Origin of the sequence: uncultured Altererythrobacter sp. (assembly GCF_913057185.1) — a bacterium.
GTDB classification, from domain to species: Bacteria; Pseudomonadota; Alphaproteobacteria; order Sphingomonadales; family Sphingomonadaceae; genus Erythrobacter; species Erythrobacter rubellus.
The window spans coordinates 550,570-571,727 of sequence record NZ_CAJXNK010000001.1 but is presented as its reverse complement, the minus strand read 5'-3'; the positions used below and the strand labels follow the sequence as shown (position 1 = coordinate 571,727).

The following is a 21,158-nucleotide window of genomic DNA, read 5'->3' as shown; positions in this document are numbered from 1 at the left end:
GCGCTTAGCTCTCCCATTTCTCCAGCACACAGCCATATCCTTCGCGGAACGAGGCTGTGTCATGGGAAATCAGCGGGAAACGCGCGGTAACCGATTGCGCAGCGACATCTTCGGTCAGCGTAACAAGCTCCATACCGGCCAGCTTGTCTTTCTCGCAATCTTCCAGATCGCGCCCGGCCACAAATCTGCACGAGCATGCCACACGCGCGGAATAGGCGGTCGCTGTTTGCGCATAACCCTGCGCTGGTTCGCGGAAATACCATCCGGCGGCTGCTAATACCGCCGCAAGCAGAAGCAATACGATCCAACCACGGCCAGATGATCGTGAGGCAGTTCGTGCGGAAGATTTTGCCATTGCCAATCCTATTGCGGTGCGCGAATTAGGCGCGATGAATATCAAGCGGTCGCTTCTCCCTATCGCCACTCTCGCTTTGCTGCCAGCCCTCACTTCGTGCGCGGATGTGCCACAAAAACCCGCCCCGCTCGACGAAGCCGCGCTTGCAGCGGTTACGCAAAACGCTGGCGCGCCCACTCAAGAGCTTGCGCGCGAAGTCGACGATCTGTTCTCTCGAGATGGGCTTGGCGAAACCCGCGCTCTTATTGTCATGCAAAACGGTGAGATCGCGGCTGAGCGATATGGTGAGGGGTACGGCCCAGACACCCGCATGATCAGCTGGTCGATGGCCAAGACTGTCTCTGCAATCATGATCGGCATGCTGGTGGCAGACGGCCGTCTGAGCTTGGATGAAAGCGCGCGGGTGGCGATGTGGCAGCGACCCGGCGATCCGCGCGGAGAGATCACATTGCGTCAGCTGCTGCAAATGCGCAGCGGCTTGCGCCACACCGAGGCGGGCGATCCCCCGTACCAGTCGAGCGAGGTGCGCATGTTGTTTCTGGATGGCCGGGACGACATGGCGCGTTGGGCCAAGGAGCAACCGCTTGAAGAAGAGCCCGGAGCAAAGTTTGAATATTCGTCCAACACCAGCGTCATCCTGGCCGATATTGCTGCCCGTGCACTTACGACCAGTGAGCATCCCGATGCGCGGCGGCAGGCTGTTGCGGATTTCCTGGAAGCCCGGCTGTTTGGCCCGCTGGGCATGGATAGCATGGTGCCGGAATTTGACGCCTCAGGCACATTGATTGGTGGATCGCTGATCCATGGCAATGCGCGTGATTGGGCGAAGCTGGGCGAATTCCTGCGGCGCAAGGGCTCGTCACCCGGCGGAGAGCAATTGGTCCCAAGCCGCTGGGTGCATGCCATGATCACATCAAGCCCGCGCAGCCCGCATTATGGCTTTCAGACCTGGCTCAATCATCCTCTCGATGATCCGGAGGCGGAGCACCCGCTATTCCCAGATCGTGCTCCGCACTCCATGTTCTCACTGATTGGCCACATGGGCCAATATGTGATTGTCTCACCCGAGCAGCACCTGACAGTCGTGAGATTGGGCCACTCCAATCGCGAAGAACGCATCGCCATGCTGCAGGAAGTGGCTGACGTGATGAAGCTCTACCCCGTCAGATAGCGTCAGGCACCTCTATACATCGGCCGCTCAGCACCACATGGTCGGCATCCATCCGGCAAACAAACACACCGCCACGCGCGCTCGCCTGAAAGGCATGCAGTTGCGACTTGCCAAATCTTTCAGTCCAATATGGGGTCAACACCGCATGGGCAGACCCGGTTGCCGCGTCCTCGCGCCCGGCATTTGAAAAAACGCGACTGGTAATGTCGGATTTCCTGCCCGGAAGAGATCCCGCGGCGCTGGCCGTAATCTGCACTTTGCCGCGTGTTTCCAGGCCGCTCATGCCCGGCTTCAACCCCGCAACCTGTTCAGGCCGGTCGTAAATCGCCAATGCATAGCCAGCGGGATTCCAGCGCAGCTCGCGCGGCTCTGCCCCCAACGCCGCAACCAGTTGGTGCCATTCGTGCGGCATTGTCGGCAGAGCAGGCAATGACAGCTCATAAGACGCGTCAGGCCCATTGCTCGTAATGCCCAGCACTTTGCCGGTTGCCGTATGCAGGTTCACGCTGTGGGTCTGCGTTTGCGAAAGCGCCGCATGCCCTGCGGCCAATGCACCATGGCCGCACAGAACGATCTCCTGTTCCGGACTGAACCAGCGCACATCAAATGCGTCTTGCGAATCCCGCGGGCGCAGAAATACGGTTGCAGGGGCGCCGATCTCAGTCGCCTGGGCCTGTAACACCGCGTCGTCGGGATAACTGTCCAGCTCTATGACAGCGGCGAGATTTCCGCGCGCATCCTCGCCTGCGAAGGCATCGATGAAAACAATCGTTTGGTGCATGGTCAGTTGCGTTCGGGCAATAGCTCTTCTGCGGCGGGCCCCTGTTCGTTGACCAGCCCGTTCGGATCGGGGTGAATCAACACTTCAACACCGGGAAATTCCTTTTCGATCCGCGCTTCGACCTCATCCATCATGTCATGCACTTCAACGATCGAGAGATGCGGATCCACGGCCATGTGAAACTGGACAAAGTCATCTGCGCCGCTGGTCCGCGTGCGCAAGTCATGCACGCCGCGGATGTCAGGATGCCGCGCAAGCACCGCGAGAAACTCGTCGCGCCGTTCTTCAGGCCATTCATGGTCCATCAAATGGTCAATTGCTTCGCCACCTGCGCGAAAAGCCCCCCAAGCAAGCCATGCAGCTATAGCCAGCCCGAATAACGGATCCGCCAGACTTAGGCCGAGGTATTGGTCAAGCACCAGCGCCACGATAACCGCCATGTTGAGGAACAGATCACTCTGATAATGCAGATGGTCAGTCCGGATCGCGATCGATTCTGTCTTGCGGATTACATGCCGCTGCCAAGCCAGCAGGGCAAAGGTCGCAAGGATTGCGATAACAGATACCGCAATCCCTTCCTCCGCCGCAGCGGTCTCTCCGCCCTCGATCAAGCGTGTGATCGCACGCAAGGCGATCCCGCCAGCAGACAGAGTGATCAGCATCACTTGGAAGACAGCAGCCAGCGCCTCTGCCTTGCCATGCCCAAAACGGTGGTTCCGGTCAGCGGGCTGGGAAGCAATCCACACACCGACAAGCGTCGCAATGCTGGCAATAAGATCCAGCGCCGTATCAGCGAGGCTGCCCAGCATTGCCGTGGAATCGGTTTTCCATGCCGCCCAAAGCTTCAACCCGACCAGAAACAGAGCTGTCCCGATCGAAGCGAAAGCCGCACTGCGGGTCAGCGAGGAACGGCTCATGGATACAGCAACGTGTTGGTCCAGCCGCCATCGACTGTACGGTCAAATTGGCGGCGATCATGCAAGCGATTCGCCCGATCGCGCCAGAATTCGATCCGCTGCGGCGCGAGCGTAAAGCCGGTCCAATGCGGTGGGCGCGGAACTTCGTCGGCCTCCTTGCATGCCTCTTCGAGCTGTTCGATCCGGCGGATATATGTGGCTCGGCTTTCAAGCGGACGCGATTGATCACTGGCGGCAGAGCCAACCTGGCTCACGAAAGGGCGCGAGTGGAAATAGGCGTCCGCCATTTCGGGCGAGACCTCGGTCAACGGGCCTTCGATGCGAATTTGGCGACGCAGGCTTTTCCAGTGAAACAGCAGGGAGGCCTGCATGTTGGAGCGGATTTCGCCGCCCTTGCGGCTGTGTGCATTAGTGTAGAAGGTAAAACCATCCGGGCCATGTCCTTTCAACAGCACCATACGCACCGAAGGCGCACCGTCAGGCGTGGCGGTAGCCAGCGCCATCGCATTGGGATCGTTAGGTTCCGACCCCTTCGCGTCCTCGAACCAGGCCTGGAACAGACCCATCGGATCCTTGTCAGCGATCTCGCTCAAGGCAAGCCGCGCTATTTGTTCTTCAGTCGGTTGTGGCACGATGATTTCCTACAGCATGGAACACTTGGAACGCAGTCCTATAGCCGAAAAATCGGGCTGTTCACCCCTTGAGATCGCATCATATCAAGAAAGGCGCGCAATGGATTGTCGGAAGTCATGGCCTGGCCCGTTTGGGAAATTGCGATTGGGTAGGAAAGCTTCGCGCTTGCACGCAAGCACTGTTGCACCTAGCTAACACGCCATGGCTATGTCTGATCCTTACTCCACCCTCGGCGTGGCGCGCTCTGCCTCTGAAGCAGATATCAAGAGCGCGTACCGCAAGCTCGCCAAGGAACTGCACCCTGATCGCAACAAGGGCAAGCCCGATGCATCCGAGCGCTTCTCGGACGTTACAAAGGCTTACGATCTGTTGTCCGACAAGGAAAAGCGGGCGCGGTTCGATCGCGGTGAGATCGATGCAGAAGGCAATCCCACAAACCCTTTTGCAGGCGGATTCGGCGGACGGCCCGGTGGCGGTGGCGGTGGCGCACAGGGCTTCCGGCCTAAGGATTTCGAAGGGTTCGGCACCGAAGGAGTGGATCTGAGCGATCTGTTTGACGGACTGTTCGGTGGTGGGGGCCAGCGCCGCAGTTCGGGACTGGGCGGCGGATTCGGCAGCCAGCAGCGACCGCCTCCGCAAAAGGGCCCGGACGCGCATTATCGCCTGACTGTGCCGTTCGTCAGCGCCGCGTCGCTTGAAGATCAACGGATCACTCTGGCAGACGGCAAGACAATTAGTGTGAAATTGCCAGCGGGTGTCGATGATGGCACGCAGATGCGCCTGAAAGGCAAAGGCAAGCCCGGTCCGGGCGGCAATGGAGACGGGCTGGTTATTGTCGAAATCGGCTCGCATCCATTCTATCACCGCGATGGCGACCACATCCGGATGGATTTACCGATCACGCTTGATGAGGCGCTGAACGGCGCAAAGATCAAATGCCCTACGGCAGACGGCCCTGTGATGCTGACGATCAAACCGCGCACCAATGGCGGCACGGTAATGCGCCTGAAAGGCAAGGGCTGGTCAACCAAGAGCGGCGGGCGCGGAGATCAGCTGGTCACACTGGAGATTCAAATGCCAGACGATGCAGACGAACTTTCCAAGCGGCTCGAAGGCTGGAAAGACGATAGCAATCCACGCACCAAACTAGGTCTTTAACAGGTGAGCCTGGGTCATCTACCCGATCCCAAAGAGCGCGAAATCCACTCGTTTCGCCGGAGACCCGACGACGCGAAGCACAGACCCTGAGAGGACCAGTGATGGAGCGGCTGGGACACAAGCTACGCGCACCTTCTGGAAATACCGCCTGATCTCTGCCGGATTTACGCTTGGTGCGGTCGTGTTGCTGGTCCTATCGTTGTTTGCGCAAGTGGACATCGGTACAGCAGAGCACATCATTGAAGTTCGCTTTCCCGAACTGGCCTGATCAATGGCCGAATTGCGTCTGTCACGCACGGTCAACACGCTAGGCCTGTTCGGTTCGCTCTATCTGCTGTTCTAAACTCTTATACCGATGGTCCATCGCAGCCGCCGCTATCCCAAATGGCCGAACGTTGCCTTTGTTACGGGGTGATGGCTAATTATAACGAGAGGTTTGCTGCACGTCCTGAGCAGCGTTTTCACTTATAACCTGACTTATGGCAGTCTTGCCGGGATTATGATTGCCTTGTTCTTTTTCTGGCTCATCGGGCTGGGAATGGTTATCGGCGCAGAGTTCAATGCTGCGCTTGTCGCGACGCCCGAAGAGGAAGAGGCGGCAGACGAAGCGCAGGAAGACTGACAGAAGGGACCAATCATGGACGGATTGATGCAGGGTAAACGCGGTCTCATCATGGGGCTTGCGAACAATAAATCGCTTGCATGGGGCATCGCCAAGAAGCTGCACGAACATGGCGCGGAACTGGCGTTCTCCTACCAAGGCGACGCGCTGAAGAAGCGCGTGGCGCCACTGGCTGATGAGCTTGGCAGCGATTTTCTGATCGATTGCGATGTGTCCGATATGGCGGCGCTGGATGCGGCGTTTGATACGCTGAAAAGCCGCTGGGATACGATCGACTTTGTCGTTCATGCCATCGGATATTCCGACAAGAACGAGCTGCGCGGGAAATATCTCGACACTTCGCTCGACAACTTCCTTTTGACCATGAATATCTCGGCCTATTCGCTGGTTGCAGTTGCCCAGCGTGCATCCGAAATGATGCCGCCGGTCGATGAAGAGGGCAATGGAGGCGGATCGATTGTAACGCTGACTTATTACGGGGCCGAAAAGGTCATGCCGCATTACAATGTGATGGGCGTCGCCAAAGCGGCGCTTGAAACAAGCGTCAAATATCTTGCCAATGATCTTGGCCCCAGAAACATTCGCGTAAATGCGATCAGCGCGGGGCCGATCAAGACTCTGGCCGCGAGCGGGATCGGTGATTTCCGCTATATACTCAAATGGAACGAACTTAATTCACCGCTCCGGCGGAATGTCACGATCGATGATGTGGGCGGCGCAGGGCTTTACTTCCTGTCTAACCTGTCCTCCGGTGTGACCGGCGAGACGCATCATGTCGATGCCGGCTACCATGTCGTCGGCATGAAGCAGGAAGATGCGCCTGATATTGCGTTAGACTAGATTTTTCTCTAGCTGAGCAGTGGAATGTTGGGCCTGATGTATTGAGTGCTCCAATCTCAGACTGTAGAAAGATACTGTAGGATTCCTGACCATGAGCAAGTGCAAAAACTTACTGCTGGGTGCCTGTTTATCCCTTACACTTGCTGCCTGCGCGAGCGGATCAGCCCTTCAGCCAGACCGCTCAATATTCAGTCTCGATAACAACTATCAGCGCCAGTTTTACGATCTGCCCATTGAAACCACATTCGAGCAAGCGGTTTCTGTCTTCAGAGACGCGGGCTATAAACTTGACGTAATTGACAGAGCAACAGGGCAAATTAGTGGTAGGCGAGGATCCAGCGGTGACAAAGGATCGACCACCGATAAAGACCTAAAATTTTATGCTTTAGTGGTGCCCAGAAGAGATGGTAGCGAGCTAGGGATTAAAATTGTTCAGGTTATTCGCAGAGGTGCTTTTGGCTCTTCAACAGCCGAACTGATCGTCAATGACAGGCAAATGTATGAATTTGCTTTTAGGCGGATCCAGAATGCGGCGGTTGCAAACGAAGCGCCAAGCCCGCAGTCCTCTATGTCTGGGGCGCAAGGCGATGAACTTCCTCCGGCAGGGCGCTATCCCGCAAATCGTTGAACGGCTGATTTAGAGGATCTCATTGAGCCAATTTTTGGCATTATAGTGTCTGTCATCTGCAAGCTGCCGAGAATTACCAGCTAAAAATTTTCATATGTGAAAGGATTGCCTCGGCTAGAATTCCAAGGTCGATCATGCACGTTATCGAGCATTTGAAGGACGGGGAGGTTACGGGGAGGGTACGGCAAGGTTACGGCAAGGGTATGCCTCACTGAGTTTAGCGCCCGCGCGTCAAATACTCTTGGCATGTCGCCCCTTCAGGAAGCCCAAAAGCTGTCATACTACGCGGCCAGGTTCAGGGCCGAGCGCGACAACGCGATACGCAGGCTGCGTCAGCGATCTCGCGCCCGTTCTGGCGCGGGCTGATGGATGCGGATGCCTGGCGCGTCGTCTGGCGTGCCGATAAACTCGATGCCCGCCAATTCAAAGTGCGTACGCAATCTTACCAGATGGCCCTTGCGCGATTTAGGTACGCCTGAAGTCGCCTCGTAACGCTTAAGGGTAGCGGATCCAATTCCCGTTGCCGCGGCAATCTCAATGAGTGTCCAACCAAGTGCGGCACGCGCTGCCTTAATTTGCTCAGAAGTGATATCCGACACTTGATTTATGATCCTTTTGGTATCATATTATCCATATGCAACTCGCAGACCGCGAAATAGATTGGCGCTCCGAATTCAAGCGCCTTGAGGGCGCCTATGCTCCTGCAACAATGCTCAGTTACCGTGCAGATGTCGAGGCTTTTGAGAATTGGTGTGTTGCGCGAGGGATCGATCGGCCCTTCCCCGCCAGCGTTGAAACCGTATGCCAGTTTCTCGAAAATGAGGGCGCATGCAAGGCCCCCTCAACTGTCCAGCGTCGCCTTTACGCCATTCGCAAGGTGCACAGGCTGTTGCGCCTGCCAGACCCGACTTATGACGAAGAGATCAATCTGACCTTCCGCCGCGTACGGCGCGCAAACGCAGTGAGGCCGCGCCAGGCCAAGGGCCTCACGCGTCCATATCTTGACCGATTTTTGGAGAGTGAGCCCAACAGCCCTTGGGGCCTGCGCAATCGCGCCATGCTATCGCTTGGCTACGAATTACTGACGCGGCGCTCGGAACTCATCGCGCTGCGCAACTCAGATATCACTCTGCGCGATGATGGCACATTGCGCGTGCTTATCCGCAGGGGCAAGGCTGACCCCTTTGGTGTCGGCCGGGTCGCGTTCACGTCAGTGCGGACGGCTGAGCTTGTCCGGCAGTGGCTTGACTACCGCGGGCAGGACATCGAGTGGCTGTTCTGCCCAATCTATCAGGGCAAGGTCATCGACCGCTGCCTCGAGACGACCACTGTGAAGCGGGTTATTAAGGAGGCAGCGCAACGCTGTGGTCTACGCGCAGACCAAGTTGCGTCCTTCAGCGGGCACTCAATGCGCGTCGGCGCTGCACAGGATTTGTTGAAGCGGGGGTTTGATACAGCGGCGATTATGCGCGCTGGCGGCTGGAAGTCTGTGAATGTGCTTGCGCGCTATCTCGAAAAGGCAGAGCAGAACGTTTGGGCGTGATGGTGCCGCTTAACGCTGCTCAAGCAATTGCTCCAGATAACGCCCGTAGGCGTTCTTGCCGAACACCCGCGCGCGCTCGGCCAATTGCTCGCTGGAAATCCAGCCCTGCGCATAGGCGATCTCATCGGGGCTGCCGGTCTGCAAGCCTTGACGCTCTTCAAGCGTACGGACGAAATTGCCGGCGTCGAGCAGGCTTGCATGCGTGCCGGTGTCAAGCCAGGCAAAACCGCGCCCCATCAGGCTGACCTGCAGGGTTCCATCCGTCAGATAGCTTTCGAGCAGCGTGGTGATCTCCAATTCGCCGCGCGGCGATGGCTTGACCTGCGCCGCGCGCTGCGGAGCCGAACCGTCAAGGAAATAGAGCCCAGTCACAGCAAAATTCGATGCTGGCTTTTCGGGCTTTTCGACGATCGAACGCACCGAACCGTCTTCGGCAAAATCGACGACACCGTAGCGTTCCGGATCGGCCACGCGATAGCCGAAAACGGTACCACCATCGTTTTGCGCCGCCGCTTCGACCAGAAGGTCGGGTAGGCCGTGGCCGAAAAACAGATTGTCGCCCAGCACCATCGCTGAAGGGGCGCCAGCCAGGAACTCCTCCGCCAACAGGTATGCTTGCGCCAGCCCATCCGGACTGGGCTGCTCGATGTAGGTAAGGCTGATGCCCCACTGGCTGCCATCACCCAACGTACGGATAAACTGCGCCTGATCCTCTGGTGTGGTGATCACTGCGATCTCGCGAATTCCCGCCAACATCAACACGCTGAGGGGATAATAAATCATCGGTTTATCATAGATCGGCAGGAGTTGCTTGGAGAGCCCGATCGTCACTGGGTAGAGACGCGTGCCAGAACCGCCGGCCAAGATGATGCCCTTGCGCTGCATTATTGCACTGTATCCTTCTGCTTTAGGTCTTGCAGGACCGCGGCCAGCCCATCCTGCCAATTTGGCCTTTTAATCCCAAACACGGCCTCGGTTGCGCTGCAATCGAGCCGCGAATTAGCCGGACGCCGTGCTGGCGTTGGATAATCCGATGTGCCGATGTCTTGCACTTCGCATGCCAGCCCCGCCTGCACAAAGATCGCGCGCGCGAAATCGGCCCACGATGTATCGGGTGCTCCGGCGAAATGATAAGTTCCGCGCTTGGCTGGATCATCGGCGAGTTGCTCCGCGATTGACAGACAGGCCCGCGTGATCGCTGCAGCCGGGGTTGGGCCGCCGATCTGGTCTGCCACAACGCGCAACTGATCGCGCTCTGGCCCAAGGCGCAGCATAGTCTTCACGAAATTCTGTCCATGGGCCGAGAACACCCATGACGTGCGCAGGATGGCATAGCACCCGCCTGCCTCTACCACACCCCGCTCGCCCACTAGCTTGCTGCGGCCATAAGAAGAGATAGGCGCAACTGGACTGTCAGGGCGCCATGGCGCGTCCCCGCTGCCGTCCAAGACGTAGTCGGTCGAGAGATGGACGAAGGGAATATCGCGCGCAGCGCAGGCTCTCGCCATTTCAGCAGGCGCCGCGCCATTGACGCGCGCCGCCAGTTCTTCTTCCTCTTCGGCGCGATCAACCGCCGTGTAAGCGGCGGCATTGATAACGGCTGTGGGCGCATAATCCTCGATTGCTGCGGTGCAAGCTCCTGGCACAGCAAGATCGGCCTCATCGCGGCCCAATGCGATCAAGGGCGCCATTGCCGGCGCAAGCACCTGCAATTCCTGCGCCACCTGCCCCGTTTTCCCGAAGACCAGAATTGTCACGCGTTGCTTACCGTCCTGTACCGAGCCGCTGGCCGACGCCCTGTCGGCTCAACAGTGGACGCCACCAATCCTCATTGTCGAGATACCATCGCACTGTCCGCTCCAGCCCCTCTTCGACCGTAACAGAGGGGCGCCATCCGAGCTCCTCGCGGATCCGGCTGGGATCGATAGCATAGCGCGCATCATGGCCGGGCCGATCGGCGACGAAGGTGATGAGCTCGCTATAGGATGATCCGTCACCGCGCGGCCGCAGCCGATCAAGGATGCCGCAGATCGTCTCCACCAACTGCAGGTTACTGCGCTCGTTTTCGCCGCCGATATTGTAAGTGCGCCCAACCTCGCCGCGCTCGATCACCAGCAGCAACGCTTCGGCATGATCCTCGACATAGAGCCAATCGCGCACATTTGAGCCATCTCCATAGATCGGCAGCGGCTTTCCGTGCAGCGCGTTGAGCGTGACCACAGGGATAAGCTTTTCCGGGAAGTGGTAGGGGCCGTAGTTGTTCGAGCAATTGGTGACCAGCACTGGTAGACCGTAGGTTTCGGCCCAGGCCCGAACGAGATGGTCAGAACTGGCCTTTGATGCAGAATAGGGGCTGCGCGGATCATAAGGTGTGTCTTCAGTGAATTGCACCTCCGGATCAGGCGGCAGCGATCCGTAGACTTCGTCTGTGCTGATATGGTGAAAACGGAAGCCGTCAGGCTTTCCGCCCTCAGCCCAATATTTACGCGCGGCCTCCAGCATGTTGAACGTGCCCAGAATATTGGTTTCCATAAAGGTGCCCGGGCCGTCGATCGAACGGTCAACATGGCTTTCCGCGGCAAGGTGCATCACCATATCCGGTTGGTGCTTGCCAAATATGCGGTCGATCTCGGGACGGTTGCGAATATCAGCGTGTTCAAATGCATAAGTCGGATTATCCGCAACCGCGGCGAGGTTTTCAAGGCAGGCGGCATAGGTCAGCGCATCGAGGTTGATCACGCTATGGCCACGCGAAATCGCGAGGCGGATTACCGCAGAACCGATAAAGCCGGCGCCGCCGGTCACGAGAATTTTCATGAAGGTCTCTCGTAGGTAAAAGGTGAGACCCAGTCAGCGAAAAGCGGAGCGCTCATATCCTTGTCGGACAGGATCGGTGAACCGCTGAGGCCCCAGTCAACACCAAGACTGTCCCAGCGGACCGAGCCATCGCATTCAGCATCGTAGAAATTGGTAACCTTGTATTGGACCTCGCTTTCAGGCGCCAACGTCAAGAATCCGTGAAGGAACCCCTTAGGCACCAACAATTGCCTGCCATTCTGTGCCGTTAGCTCCTCCGCAAGCCATTCACCATAAGTTGGCGAGCCTTTGCGCGCGTCGAACACGACATCAAGGATCGCGCCTTTAGTGCAGCGAATCAGCTTATCCTGAGCTCGCGGCGGCGCCTGATAGTGCATCCCGCGCACCGTGCCGGCGTAGACTGAGGCTGAGTGGTTGTCTTGTACGAATTCGAGGTCAATCCCAGCAGCCTGAAAGAGCGCGGCATTCCAGGTTTCAGAGAACCAACCACGTGGGTCTCCAAAACGTTGCGGTGTGATGACCAGAACATCGGGAATGGCCGTGGGAGCAATGTCCATGCAGTCAGCCCTCCAGCAACGCGAAATAGGCTTTGCCAATAACGTCCCAAGTGTAGCGACGCTGCGCGATCTCAACCATCTCACGAGCACCGCTTGCAGAGCTCTCGAGTGCAAGCAAGCTGACTAAAGTGCGCAGTTCGTCCGCGGTTTTAAAATATAGCGCCTTATTTTCAGTCGTATGACGGTTGAAGCTACAGTCGTAAGCGGCAATCGGGATTCCAAAATGCATCATCTCGACCAGCGCCGGGTTGGTCCCCCCCGCTGAATGACCATGGAGGTAAAGCTGAGCTCTGTCGCGAACGGCGCGCAGACCCCGCGGATCATAAATCGGGCCGTGGATGGTAATGGTCGGGTGGTTGGCATATTTCGCCTTAAGAGACTGGCCATATGCGCTCTTGTCCCAATTGCCAATGAAGACAAGCGGCATACTAATTCTATCAAAGGCTTCTAGGATCATACCTATATTGTTCTCCGGCTCAATGCGACATAACCCAAGTGCATAGCCCTCTGGCAGATGTGCCGCTGCTTCGGGATCCGGCACCGCCTCGATTGCATGATCACCTCCGTATGGGATGACCTTGGCGTCACAGCCGAAACTTTCGCTGAGGTAATCGGCGATGGCTCGATTGTCAGCGATTACCACGTGTGAGAACTTTACTGCGAACCATTCGGCAATGCGGAGATAAAGTTTGGCTAGGAAAGACCATTTCTGTCTTTTCCACTCTACGCCATCTAAGTTAACGATAATTTGAGTCTTGCAAAATAATCTAACGAGCGGAAGGACCGGAGCTCCGGAAACCCCCAGAATTAGCAATCGTCTATGCTGGCACATAATGGCATCGACAATGCTCAAGGTGTCGTAAATAATAGATGCTAGACCGTTAGCATGAAAATTGATGTATTTTAACCTTACTCCTTTGTAACACTTACGCTTAACGTGATAAGCTTTGGAGGAGCAATAGACAGTTATTGGCAAACCCTCGGCAGTTTTTGATTGGACCAAATTTTCTACAAGAGTTTCAAATCCACCGTATCTCGCTGGGATTCCAACAGAGCCAATTATTGCAATTTTTGACATAATTCGCCTATCTATGACCGCGGTGTAAGAACTTAGACCTGCTGAAGAGGGTCCAAGTTGCGTTAACTATTAATAACGCCAAGACAACAGGGCCAAGGGTGAAGATCATCGATAAGAAAAACCCAGAAATAGTACATTTTGCCAAAATGAAGCTCACTAGAAAAGCCCATGCCCGACCGTCTACTTTCGTGATCTCTGGAAGGTAAGAGAGAGCCGCCGCAACAATAATGAGACAAATAGGATAGATGATGAAGCCCGGCGCACGAAAGTTAGCAAATCCTTCTGCTGCAATCGGGACGCTAATGCTCTCTACAGCCCCCAAGCCAGGCATTTGACTGTGGATCCAAGCCCCGGAAAAAGGGCCGTCGCCAACGAAGGCTGATACATCGCGAGCAATTAAGCTGCCTATGCCGCTTTGATATGCTGCGACAAATTCCAAAACATAAGACGAATTATATAGCGGTATCGCGAGCTTCCACATCCAAGTATCGATTAAATTGAGAGTAGTAGAATCCAGCCGCCAAGAATCGTAAAACGCCACTAAAACGAATATCCCGGATGTCAGAAATAAGTATCGCCAAGCAAAAATATTGCGCATTTCGCGAGGGGCAAACAAAATGATTAATCCAATAAGAAAGGGTGTCTTGAAACCAGAGAAGGCCAACAAGGTTAAAAGGGTGAGGGAAACCGCCTTTTTAATGATAGTATAGCTTTCTTCAACGTACCCAATGGTGACATATGCAAACGCTGTGCCCAATATAAGATATTCACCATTACCTGCCTTTAGCGCCACCCTTTCAAACTCGGCCCCCGCATTAAGCATCGCAACGCCAGAAATAGCATAAAACAAGAACAGTGAAGTTAAAGACAAAAATGCAGATATAGCGAATTTTGCATTTATTTCGTAAGCATTGATTGTGGAATTTGTTTGGATGACCGTAGCCCTTACGCGCTGCTGGCTTTTGTTTAACGCAGAAAGCACGTAAGCAGACCAGAGAACTGCCAACAGCACCGAGTTTCCCACTAAAATAGTCGTAAAATCGAAACGATAATTTATGCCATGTAAATCAAAAGTAGCGGGTAAAAAAATAAATACGACTGCGAACGCAGACACGAACAAAGCCAAATACTTAAGGCATTGATGAAAATGGTCTCTGGTGAGCATCGACTTAATATATAACCTGTACAGTATGATTAAACATGAACTCGAATATCAACGCTGCAATAAACAATCTTTAACCAAATCCACGAACTTATCGGCTCTAAAAGTTTCTACAGTTGTCAGCTCGCTTATTTCAAAAGCCTGATCTTTCATAAGAAGTTGGTTTATTAAGCCTGCAGCCTCTCTGCAAGCGGTGGTCTCTTTTACGTTTGGATTATATGGCAAATCATAAAGTTCACCGTAGGTTTCAAGGTACTCTCGGGCATCGGGCCGATACAATATCACGGGAATTTTAAGCGCTATCGCTTCGAAGATTACGCTCGAATAATCAGTTACTAAAATACTTGCCTTATTCAGGAGGCTACTAACTGTTTCGTTTGAAATTATTTTTGATAAGCCGCTTGGCAGGCCTTCTGAAGGGCTCGAGGGGTGTTTCTTAAGAATTTGAGTACAATCCGCCGCCTTCCCCGATGTGATTTCGAGTGATAGTTCGGCATAATTTTTTAGAAGAAGAAAATCGTTGACGGGTTTATTCCGAAACGTCGGCAAGTATACGACATACTTTTTTTTGTTGGCTTTTACCCGCGGCGCAGCGACCATAGGATTACCTAGAATAGAGTAATTTTTACACATGCCCCTCGTGGCCGACACCATCAAAGCTTTGTGGTGCTCAGAATAACAGATCAAATGATCCCATTGTTCATAAGGATAATAACCAGTCCTACGCTTAACCCTGGCAAGCATAGCCCTCTCGATTTGGGAGTCGAAACCTATCGGTTTAATGGGGATGCCATGCCAAAGGTTTATCAAAGTAGTGTGCGGGGGCTTCATAACGAAAATATCGCGAATATTGTGCGTAACCACATAAACTGATGCTTCTAAACGCATTCTCAACGAAGCAAAACGCCCGTAAATCTGCTCTTGAGCTCCTAAGCGCCGGAGCCTCCTCAGCTTCTTGTCGTAAAAAAAGACATCGGCATCACAGCTCTCAATAAATTTGGGAAGCACGCCTTTAATGTGGCTACTTTCTTCTCCGAATTCTGATCCAAATATAACCCATGGTTTTTTTCTGGATACATTTTTGAGGAGAATAGATAAGATTAAGTGCAGTGTGGTGTAGGCTAGGCGAAACCCATATTCCAAAATGGGAGCAAAGAGACGGGAATTTTGAATCATTTTGTTTTCACGCAAGCCTTAGAGTGCTCTATATCCTGCGGTATAAGCTAGATTTTCATCAATGTGTCGCGCATCACTTATTCAGTCCGCCATCGAGTTCAAAGATAAGTTTTTGTAGCCTTACTGCACTCCTACTCCAATCATAACGCTCGAGAAGTTTTTGTTTGGCATTTTCTAAACTGCGACTAAAATATTTAGGTTCGCGCAAAAATTGTTCAATTTTTCGGTTCAAATCATCCGGGTTGTCAAAAGCAAATTCGGGGGCGATATCACGAAAATCAGTCATGGCAGTATTATTTGCAAAGAAACAGGGTGTTCCATTTGCAAACGACTCAATGACGGGCAGGCCAAACCCCTCGGCTAAACTGGGGTAAATTGTCAAAACTGCGTCTTCGTATAGGCTGGTTAATTCAGCAGTAGACACGTGCTCAAACCGAAAAATAGCTTTCCTATCCCTAGAAGGCATAGCAGGCAGTCGAGTATCAAACTCTGTGCGCTCGTGTGTGGCGGCGCCGACAAAGATCATGTCAAATTTAGAAGTATCGATAATGCCCTGTGCTATTAGCTCTAACAGTAAATGTTGTCGCTTTCTATTCTCGAAACGGCTTACGCATAATATATAGGGCTTTTTAGACCCGCCGGATAGCCTACCTAATCTGTCAGATCCAAGCGCGTTTTGATCAATGCCATTTTCTATGATCTCCAGATGTTTCACCGCTCCGAAACGGGCCCGAATTCTTTCAGCTGTATAGTTGGAAACTGTCAAACAAATATCTGACCGTTTCGCTGCCACCCAGTAGAAAAAAGTGCGCGTGACTTGAAAGGATAACGGAAATTGATTCCTAAAATCTAATGGAAGAATATCATGAATCGTAGTAATCCAACTGCAATTCTTCCATAAAGGGGTAATGTATTGGAAATGAGCAACGGAAATACTGTGCCGTTTGATCAGTAAGGGTATCTCATAGGTGTAGCGCCAAAATTTATTTTGGGTAGAGTAGTAAATTGGATGAATGTTATCGCCGTTCAATTCATACTCGGATAAATCACTTCCCGGTTCCAATCCTACGAAGATATTAAATTGCCGTGCCTCAAAATTCTTGTACAGATTAGCAATATATGTGGTGACGCCTTGACTGCTCCCATCTAAGGCGTGCCCTTCGACAAAAATGTGTACCGTATTATCACTCATCGATCTTTTGTTTTTCTTCTGCCGATCTAGAAGCGGTCCTACTACCGAAGAACCTGCGCTTTAGGCTAATGGCCATTGGTAAAAATTGCGCTATCAATCTTCTTATGGAAGATTTTTCGGGGTACCAGGTCGTAAACGACCTTCCTCCGGACGAAAGCTCGGATGAATACGCATAAGCAGCCACAGATGTCCGGAATCGCCCCTCAGGGATGTTTATTTTAGTGTATCCATGCAGTGTTACCTCAGATGATTCCATGATGACCAAGCGATTAAATATCGGTGGAATAGAAAAAGTTTCCCCTTCCTCAATGTGGCGTAAGCGGAGGTCGCCACCCCATCCCTTTTCCCAGTTCTTATTCAGGTAAAGCAAAATATTGAGCCTTCTATGGAGATTAGGCTTATTTGGGTGCTCCAAGAAGTCTGTGTGCATATCGAGATAGGAGCCCCGCCCGCCCCTATGAACACCGCCCCCTAAAAAGGTAGGGTCGATAATAAGATCCTGTCCAGTAATTTTTGACAGCGCATCGGAAAATGCAGTTCCTATTAAGAGAGAGTGTAAAGCTGAGCAACCCGGCCCAAAAAGAGCAAAATCGGGATTCTCAAACTTTGCCTTAGCGAAAACAAAATCGTTAGATTGAAGGTTGGTCGGGGCCTGAAGAATCTCATTATGGACCTCATCCGCCCAATTTGAGTCCAACCAATCATCCACAATTATGAATGGATATGGCTCCGCATTCGCCCAAAGACTTTGCGCTCCTACTTGTAGTAATTTCGAAACCGCTCTCGAAGCCTGGTAATCATCGGTCATTGTCATCTCCATCCCCTAAGTAGTCAATCAGCACGACATTTGGAGTTTCAAAAATTTGCGCACCACTTTGCAGCACAGCGCTGGGTGCATTTTTCGTTCAATAATTTACAAGAAGGGTTAGTGCGCCAATCCGAAGCCCAAGTTCTATGTAGGTGTATTGTCGATCTCCAGCGAAGAGAACCTCTTCTCCTTCACAAATCAGACTCTTCAGGTAGTTTGGGTTTACCAAAAGACAAATACGATCCAGCGCCTACGTGGGAGGCGCAGCGCTAGATCAGTCAGTGCCGGATGTTGAACAAACGTTATTGGGCTACACTGCATCAAAATATTCCAGGCCAAAAGCCAAGCCTTACTCTCACGGCTATGAAATCAACTCCTCGATTTACGATGATCCCAGATGCAGCACCCGTTGCGGCACCAACTGCTCCAAAACGACTGATTAGCATGAGCGTCACAATGAAGATTATGAGCAAGCCGGCCGCTTGGCTGAGAAGCGCCAAATTCTCGTTTTCACTCATGGTGAGGAGAAGATTGGATGCACCCAACGCAGCTGCCACTGTCTGAGCAGCAACAAGGATCAACATGGGTGCCAGAGCGGCGTCGGAATAGGTGGCACCAAAAGTTAAGGCAATGATCTCAGTGCCAAACCCGGCAAGCAATACAGTGATAGAGAGCGAAAGGGAGAACGCGAGTCTTGATGAAAACCGGTTGATTCTCTGTAGTTCTGCACGGTCTTCCGCTTTTATTGCTGCAACCAAATAGGGGGCAAGTACAGCACCAGCGAAATAGAGCGGAAATACTACAAGATGGGCGCCCCTTTCTGCAACCCTCATGAAGGCAACCTGTTCGTTCAAGCCGGCGGAACCCAGCAATAATATGGCGATCTGCGCATTAAGAGCAACAACAGCACCGATCATGGCAAAGGCCGGTAGCGACCGGAACCATCGTGGCATTTCTGTGTACGATACAGATGCTGTCGCCACGGCAGCGGGCCGAGCGCGCAGCAGCAGCGTTAATGCAATCAAAAAGACGATGACGGCTGTTGAAACATACCAAACAAGCACACTCTCAACTGAGGACAGGCCGAAATATGCCAGCGCTAGGTAACCAGCTATGAGCAAAACTGGCTGGATGATTTGAGAAGGTGCCTCAGCGAGAATGGGGCGCTGTAAGCCTTTGAGGATCCCTGTCCGAACCGCGGTGAAACCAAGAAATGGCATGATAGCAGCACACGCCATGAGCGCGAGCTTGTTGGGCTCGCGCGCCAGCAGAAGCCATACCAAAATTCCCAAAGCAACAACGGCTGAAAATGTCACAACCCAAACGTGGGCCCACACAAATAACCCGCGATATGATCCCCAATTTTTACGCAAAGAGTAGCCCGCAACCTCGCGTGTCAACAAAGTTGGAAGTCCTGCAGTAACTGGGATGGCTAAAACTGTGGCAAGCGAAATGATGAAGCCAAACATACCGAATTCTTCCACACTCAATGTGCGGGCTAGAACAATCGAGACCATAATGGTCAACGGAATTCCGACAAAATAGAGAGCAGAAACGCCCGCGAATAGTCGTGTGAATGCGCGCTGTTCTAGTTTTGGTTTATTCACTGTAGGACGCAAAAATCCCGACCAATAAGGAGGTCGGACCCGCTCTATCTATCAAGCAGGATGTTTTCAAAGGAATCACTTACGAAGTTGTTCCAAAGTCTGATTTATTAAACTTGATGAGGTTGTTACCGTATAGGGAAAATACTGAATTTTGACACCTCGAGCGGAGAAATCGCGGTCGAGATCTTCCCACCGGTCGCTCTTGTACCAGTCATCTCCGACGAACATGATGTCGAACTTGTAACGCCTAAGCGCGTCCAGCTTGTCCATCGATTCCTGTGGCACAGCTAGATCTACATATCTGCAGGCCCGGACGATCTCAATGCGTTCCTCGAAGGGGATGACAGCTTTTTTATTCTTATAGGAGACTAGCTCATCAACCGTAACGCCCACAATGAGCCTGTCGCACATGCCCTTCGCATTGCGGATCATGTTTACATGGCCGATATGAAATAGGTCGAAAACGCCAGTAGTGTAACCAATCATCATAATATCTCTAGGTTTTTTTCGAACCACAAATCGTAACTACTTAGGTTCTTAGGGTTTCGGAATATCTGTGTCAGGTCAACAGGAAAACCAACCTTCTTGGCGAAAGCGAACTCTTTACCCATTGCCTGTTCAGCCAAAAGGCGAAGCGGCAATTTACCTAGCGAATCCCTCATCAGATCGGCTGCAGTAAGCTTTATCGCTACGTCGAACAGATGGCTGTTTGCGATAGGTTCACGCCCCTCAATTCCAGCGGCCATGAGTGAGAAGTCGAGCCTGCGAAAAAGAACAGGCAGGTGGTATTTTATAAAGAACCATCGGACTTTCTGGAAAACATTGTCGCTTTCAAATTCATTAAATGCATTTTCGAGGCGGGAGTAAAGGGCCGAGGTGCGATCGACCGCAGAATAACAATAGAGTGACGTGAATGTGTCAATATCGAATTTCGAAGCCTGTGCTGCCCAGCTGAAAATTCTATCATACCCTGCGAAAAATTCGTCGGCCCCCTCGCCCGAAAGCAGCACTTTAACACCATCTGCAGCGGCCTCCCTTCCAACGAGGTAGAGAAGCACCTCGTTTGGAACTGACATCGGCTCATTCTTCAGTTTGAGCAAATGATAGAATGCCTCTCTAAATTCGTCCGGACATGTGATCTTAGTCGTAAGGTTCTTAATGCCGCACCCTTGGAGGAACTGTAGGTCCTCGTCTCCCGGGAACCCAACGGTATAGAATCGATCAAACTTATGTTGATGTTTGATTAGGTTGCTATCGATTCCTTTACTCAGAAGAAGGCCAACAGGAGCATCTGACACACAACGGCTTGCCACTCCCCTCTGTAAGGCAAGGGCTAATTCCGATTGGTCGACAGACTGTGATGAATTAGCTAGGGAGGTTTCTAAATCGAAATAGCGGCCAGCCACCAGGCAAGTACCTGGCTTTACCTCTAATATACCACTGTAGAATGATTTAGAGAACAAAGGATATCGAAAGGCGCGATACTCTGAAATCGCATCTTGGTTGACGCTGAGATCGTACAATTCAATAAGAGCGCTAGGCTCTGAGCTGAAAGAATAGTGTCCTCTCGGTGTTTCATAGTAAAATAAAGGCTTTACTCCGAACCTGTCCCGGCACGCATGGCGTAAAATTCCATTTCCATCTATAAATATAAAAGCGAAGAAGCCATCAAGTTCAGATATTTTTAGCTTATCTCCGACGATTAAGTCATTAAGGAGCGCAACGTCACTTGTGTATTTTTTTCCAAAATAACGAAATCCTAAATGCTCAAAATTTACTATTTCTCCATTATAAATAAGTTGGCTTCCATCGTCATTTACGAAGGGCTGATTTGCGCCTGAGTGTAATTCAATGATGGCTAACCGAGAATGGTAGGTTGACCATTCACTTCTTACGACAAGACCGCTGGTGCCGTCGGGCCCGCGAAACCTAAGCCGATTCTCAAGGATGGACTTAGCGTTTTTCGGCAAAAATGGATCGTTACTGACAAATATTCCACACATATGGATTGGACTCAATTATGTTAATGTTCTTATCTCTAATGAAAATGCCTAAAATAAAGCTTTCTGAAAAACCTCTGATTGCACGCGCCTGCTCAAACTGCCTTTAACAC

At 52.5% G+C, this 21,158-nt stretch carries 23 protein-coding genes; 6 read left to right on the top strand and 17 right to left on the bottom strand.

The annotated features are described in order from the left end of the window. Nucleotides 1-4: 4 nt before the first annotated feature. Complete coding sequence (locus tag QZ487_RS02830; RefSeq protein ID WP_285976276.1) at nt 5-355, bottom strand: hypothetical protein; 351 nt, start codon at nt 353-355, stop codon at nt 5-7. Nucleotides 356-389: 34 nt separating this feature from the next. On the opposite strand from QZ487_RS02830, the gene QZ487_RS02825 reads away from it, so the two are divergent. Beyond that, nucleotides 390-1,526 (top strand): serine hydrolase, encoded by a 1,137-nt coding sequence (locus QZ487_RS02825; protein ID WP_285976275.1) that lies wholly within the window; start codon nt 390-392, stop codon nt 1,524-1,526. On the opposite strand, the gene QZ487_RS02820 is transcribed toward QZ487_RS02825, so the two are convergent. From QZ487_RS02820 to pdxH, 3 genes are read right to left on the bottom strand one after another with little or no spacing between them, the layout of a single operon-like run. Beyond that, a complete protein-coding gene (locus QZ487_RS02820) occupies nt 1,519-2,307 on the bottom strand; it encodes a PhzF family phenazine biosynthesis protein (protein WP_285976274.1) in 789 nt (262 codons plus the stop codon). The two genes, QZ487_RS02825 and QZ487_RS02820, sit on opposite strands and share 8 nt — an antisense overlap. Before the next feature lie 2 nt (nt 2,308-2,309). Then, nucleotides 2,310-3,224 carry a cation diffusion facilitator family transporter gene (locus tag QZ487_RS02815; RefSeq protein WP_285976273.1) on the bottom strand — a complete coding sequence of 305 codons (915 nt, stop codon included), beginning with the start codon at nt 3,222-3,224 and terminating at the stop codon, nt 2,310-2,312. Further along, complete coding sequence (pdxH, locus tag QZ487_RS02810; RefSeq protein ID WP_285976939.1) at nt 3,221-3,790, bottom strand: pyridoxamine 5'-phosphate oxidase; 570 nt, start codon at nt 3,788-3,790, stop codon at nt 3,221-3,223. The genes QZ487_RS02815 and pdxH overlap by 4 nt, the downstream gene beginning before the upstream one ends. Nucleotides 3,791-4,064: 274 nt before the next feature. Here pdxH and QZ487_RS02805 point away from each other — a divergent pair, with 274 nt between their 5' ends. The 4 genes from QZ487_RS02805 (at nt 4,065) to QZ487_RS02790 (ending at nt 7,105) form a co-directional block, all read left to right on the top strand. Beyond that, nucleotides 4,065-5,015, top strand: a complete 951-nt coding sequence (locus tag QZ487_RS02805) for a DnaJ C-terminal domain-containing protein (RefSeq protein ID WP_296024103.1) — start codon at nt 4,065-4,067, stop codon at nt 5,013-5,015. A gap of 436 nt (nt 5,016-5,451) precedes the next feature. Next, nucleotides 5,452-5,637, top strand: coding sequence for a hypothetical protein (locus QZ487_RS02800; protein ID WP_296023252.1), 186 nt, complete (start codon nt 5,452-5,454; stop codon nt 5,635-5,637). A gap of 15 nt (nt 5,638-5,652) precedes the next feature. After that, nucleotides 5,653-6,477 (top strand): enoyl-ACP reductase FabI, encoded by an 825-nt coding sequence (fabI, locus tag QZ487_RS02795; RefSeq protein ID WP_296023250.1) that lies wholly within the window; start codon nt 5,653-5,655, stop codon nt 6,475-6,477. A 91-nt stretch (nt 6,478-6,568) separates the two neighbouring features. Continuing rightward, nucleotides 6,569-7,105, top strand: a complete 537-nt coding sequence (locus QZ487_RS02790; RefSeq protein WP_296023249.1) for a hypothetical protein — start codon at nt 6,569-6,571, stop codon at nt 7,103-7,105. A 332-nt stretch (nt 7,106-7,437) separates the two neighbouring features. On the opposite strand, the gene QZ487_RS02785 is transcribed toward QZ487_RS02790, so the two are convergent. Then, a complete protein-coding gene (locus QZ487_RS02785) occupies nt 7,438-7,704 on the bottom strand; it encodes a helix-turn-helix transcriptional regulator (protein ID WP_296023248.1) in 267 nt (88 codons plus the stop codon). 35 nt (nt 7,705-7,739) lie between these two features. Between QZ487_RS02785 and QZ487_RS02780 the strand changes: the two genes are divergently transcribed. Then, nucleotides 7,740-8,648 (top strand): tyrosine-type recombinase/integrase, encoded by a 909-nt coding sequence (locus tag QZ487_RS02780; protein ID WP_296023246.1) that lies wholly within the window; start codon nt 7,740-7,742, stop codon nt 8,646-8,648. A 9-nt stretch (nt 8,649-8,657) separates the two neighbouring features. Here the strand turns inward: QZ487_RS02780 and rfbA are convergent, their stop codons facing one another. The 12 genes from rfbA to QZ487_RS02720 form a co-directional block, all read right to left on the bottom strand. Then, nucleotides 8,658-9,533, bottom strand: coding sequence for a glucose-1-phosphate thymidylyltransferase RfbA (gene rfbA, locus QZ487_RS02775; RefSeq protein ID WP_296023245.1), 876 nt, complete (start codon nt 9,531-9,533; stop codon nt 8,658-8,660). Next, nucleotides 9,533-10,405, bottom strand: a complete 873-nt coding sequence (gene rfbD, locus QZ487_RS02770; protein WP_296023244.1) for a dTDP-4-dehydrorhamnose reductase — start codon at nt 10,403-10,405, stop codon at nt 9,533-9,535. The genes rfbA and rfbD overlap by 1 nt, the downstream gene beginning before the upstream one ends. 7 nt (nt 10,406-10,412) lie before the next feature. Beyond that, nucleotides 10,413-11,465, bottom strand: a complete 1,053-nt coding sequence (rfbB, locus tag QZ487_RS02765; protein ID WP_296023242.1) for a dTDP-glucose 4,6-dehydratase — start codon at nt 11,463-11,465, stop codon at nt 10,413-10,415. Further along, nucleotides 11,462-12,022 (bottom strand): dTDP-4-dehydrorhamnose 3,5-epimerase, encoded by a 561-nt coding sequence (gene rfbC / locus QZ487_RS02760; protein WP_296023241.1) that lies wholly within the window; start codon nt 12,020-12,022, stop codon nt 11,462-11,464. The genes rfbB and rfbC overlap by 4 nt, the downstream gene beginning before the upstream one ends. Before the next feature lie 4 nt (nt 12,023-12,026). After that, entirely contained in the window at nt 12,027-13,100 is a 1,074-nt protein-coding gene (locus QZ487_RS02755) for a DUF1972 domain-containing protein (protein WP_296023239.1), read from the bottom strand. A gap of 7 nt (nt 13,101-13,107) precedes the next feature. Beyond that, nucleotides 13,108-14,214, bottom strand: coding sequence for a hypothetical protein (locus QZ487_RS02750; RefSeq protein ID WP_296023238.1), 1,107 nt, complete (start codon nt 14,212-14,214; stop codon nt 13,108-13,110). Between the two features lie 99 nt (nt 14,215-14,313). Continuing rightward, nucleotides 14,314-15,453 (bottom strand): CDP-glycerol glycerophosphotransferase family protein, encoded by a 1,140-nt coding sequence (locus QZ487_RS02745; RefSeq protein ID WP_296023236.1) that lies wholly within the window; start codon nt 15,451-15,453, stop codon nt 14,314-14,316. Between the two features lie 58 nt (nt 15,454-15,511). Then, a complete protein-coding gene (locus tag QZ487_RS02740; protein WP_296023234.1) occupies nt 15,512-16,630 on the bottom strand; it encodes a glycosyltransferase family 1 protein in 1,119 nt (372 codons plus the stop codon). Beyond that, nucleotides 16,623-17,438 (bottom strand): 2OG-Fe(II) oxygenase, encoded by an 816-nt coding sequence (locus QZ487_RS02735; RefSeq protein WP_296023233.1) that lies wholly within the window; start codon nt 17,436-17,438, stop codon nt 16,623-16,625. The genes QZ487_RS02740 and QZ487_RS02735 overlap by 8 nt, the downstream gene beginning before the upstream one ends. A gap of 320 nt (nt 17,439-17,758) precedes the next feature. After that, nucleotides 17,759-19,045: an oligosaccharide flippase family protein gene (locus QZ487_RS02730; RefSeq protein ID WP_296023232.1), complete on the bottom strand. Its 1,287-nt coding sequence runs from the start codon at nt 19,043-19,045 to the stop codon at nt 17,759-17,761. Between the two features lie 75 nt (nt 19,046-19,120). Then, nucleotides 19,121-19,531 carry an adenylyltransferase/cytidyltransferase family protein gene (locus QZ487_RS02725; protein WP_296024102.1) on the bottom strand — a complete coding sequence of 137 codons (411 nt, stop codon included), beginning with the start codon at nt 19,529-19,531 and terminating at the stop codon, nt 19,121-19,123. After that, on the bottom strand, nt 19,531-21,015 hold the full coding sequence (locus tag QZ487_RS02720; protein ID WP_296023229.1) for an asparagine synthase-related protein: 1,485 nt from the start codon (nt 21,013-21,015) through the stop codon (nt 19,531-19,533). The genes QZ487_RS02725 and QZ487_RS02720 overlap by 1 nt, the downstream gene beginning before the upstream one ends. Between the last annotated feature and the right edge of the window lie 143 nt (nt 21,016-21,158).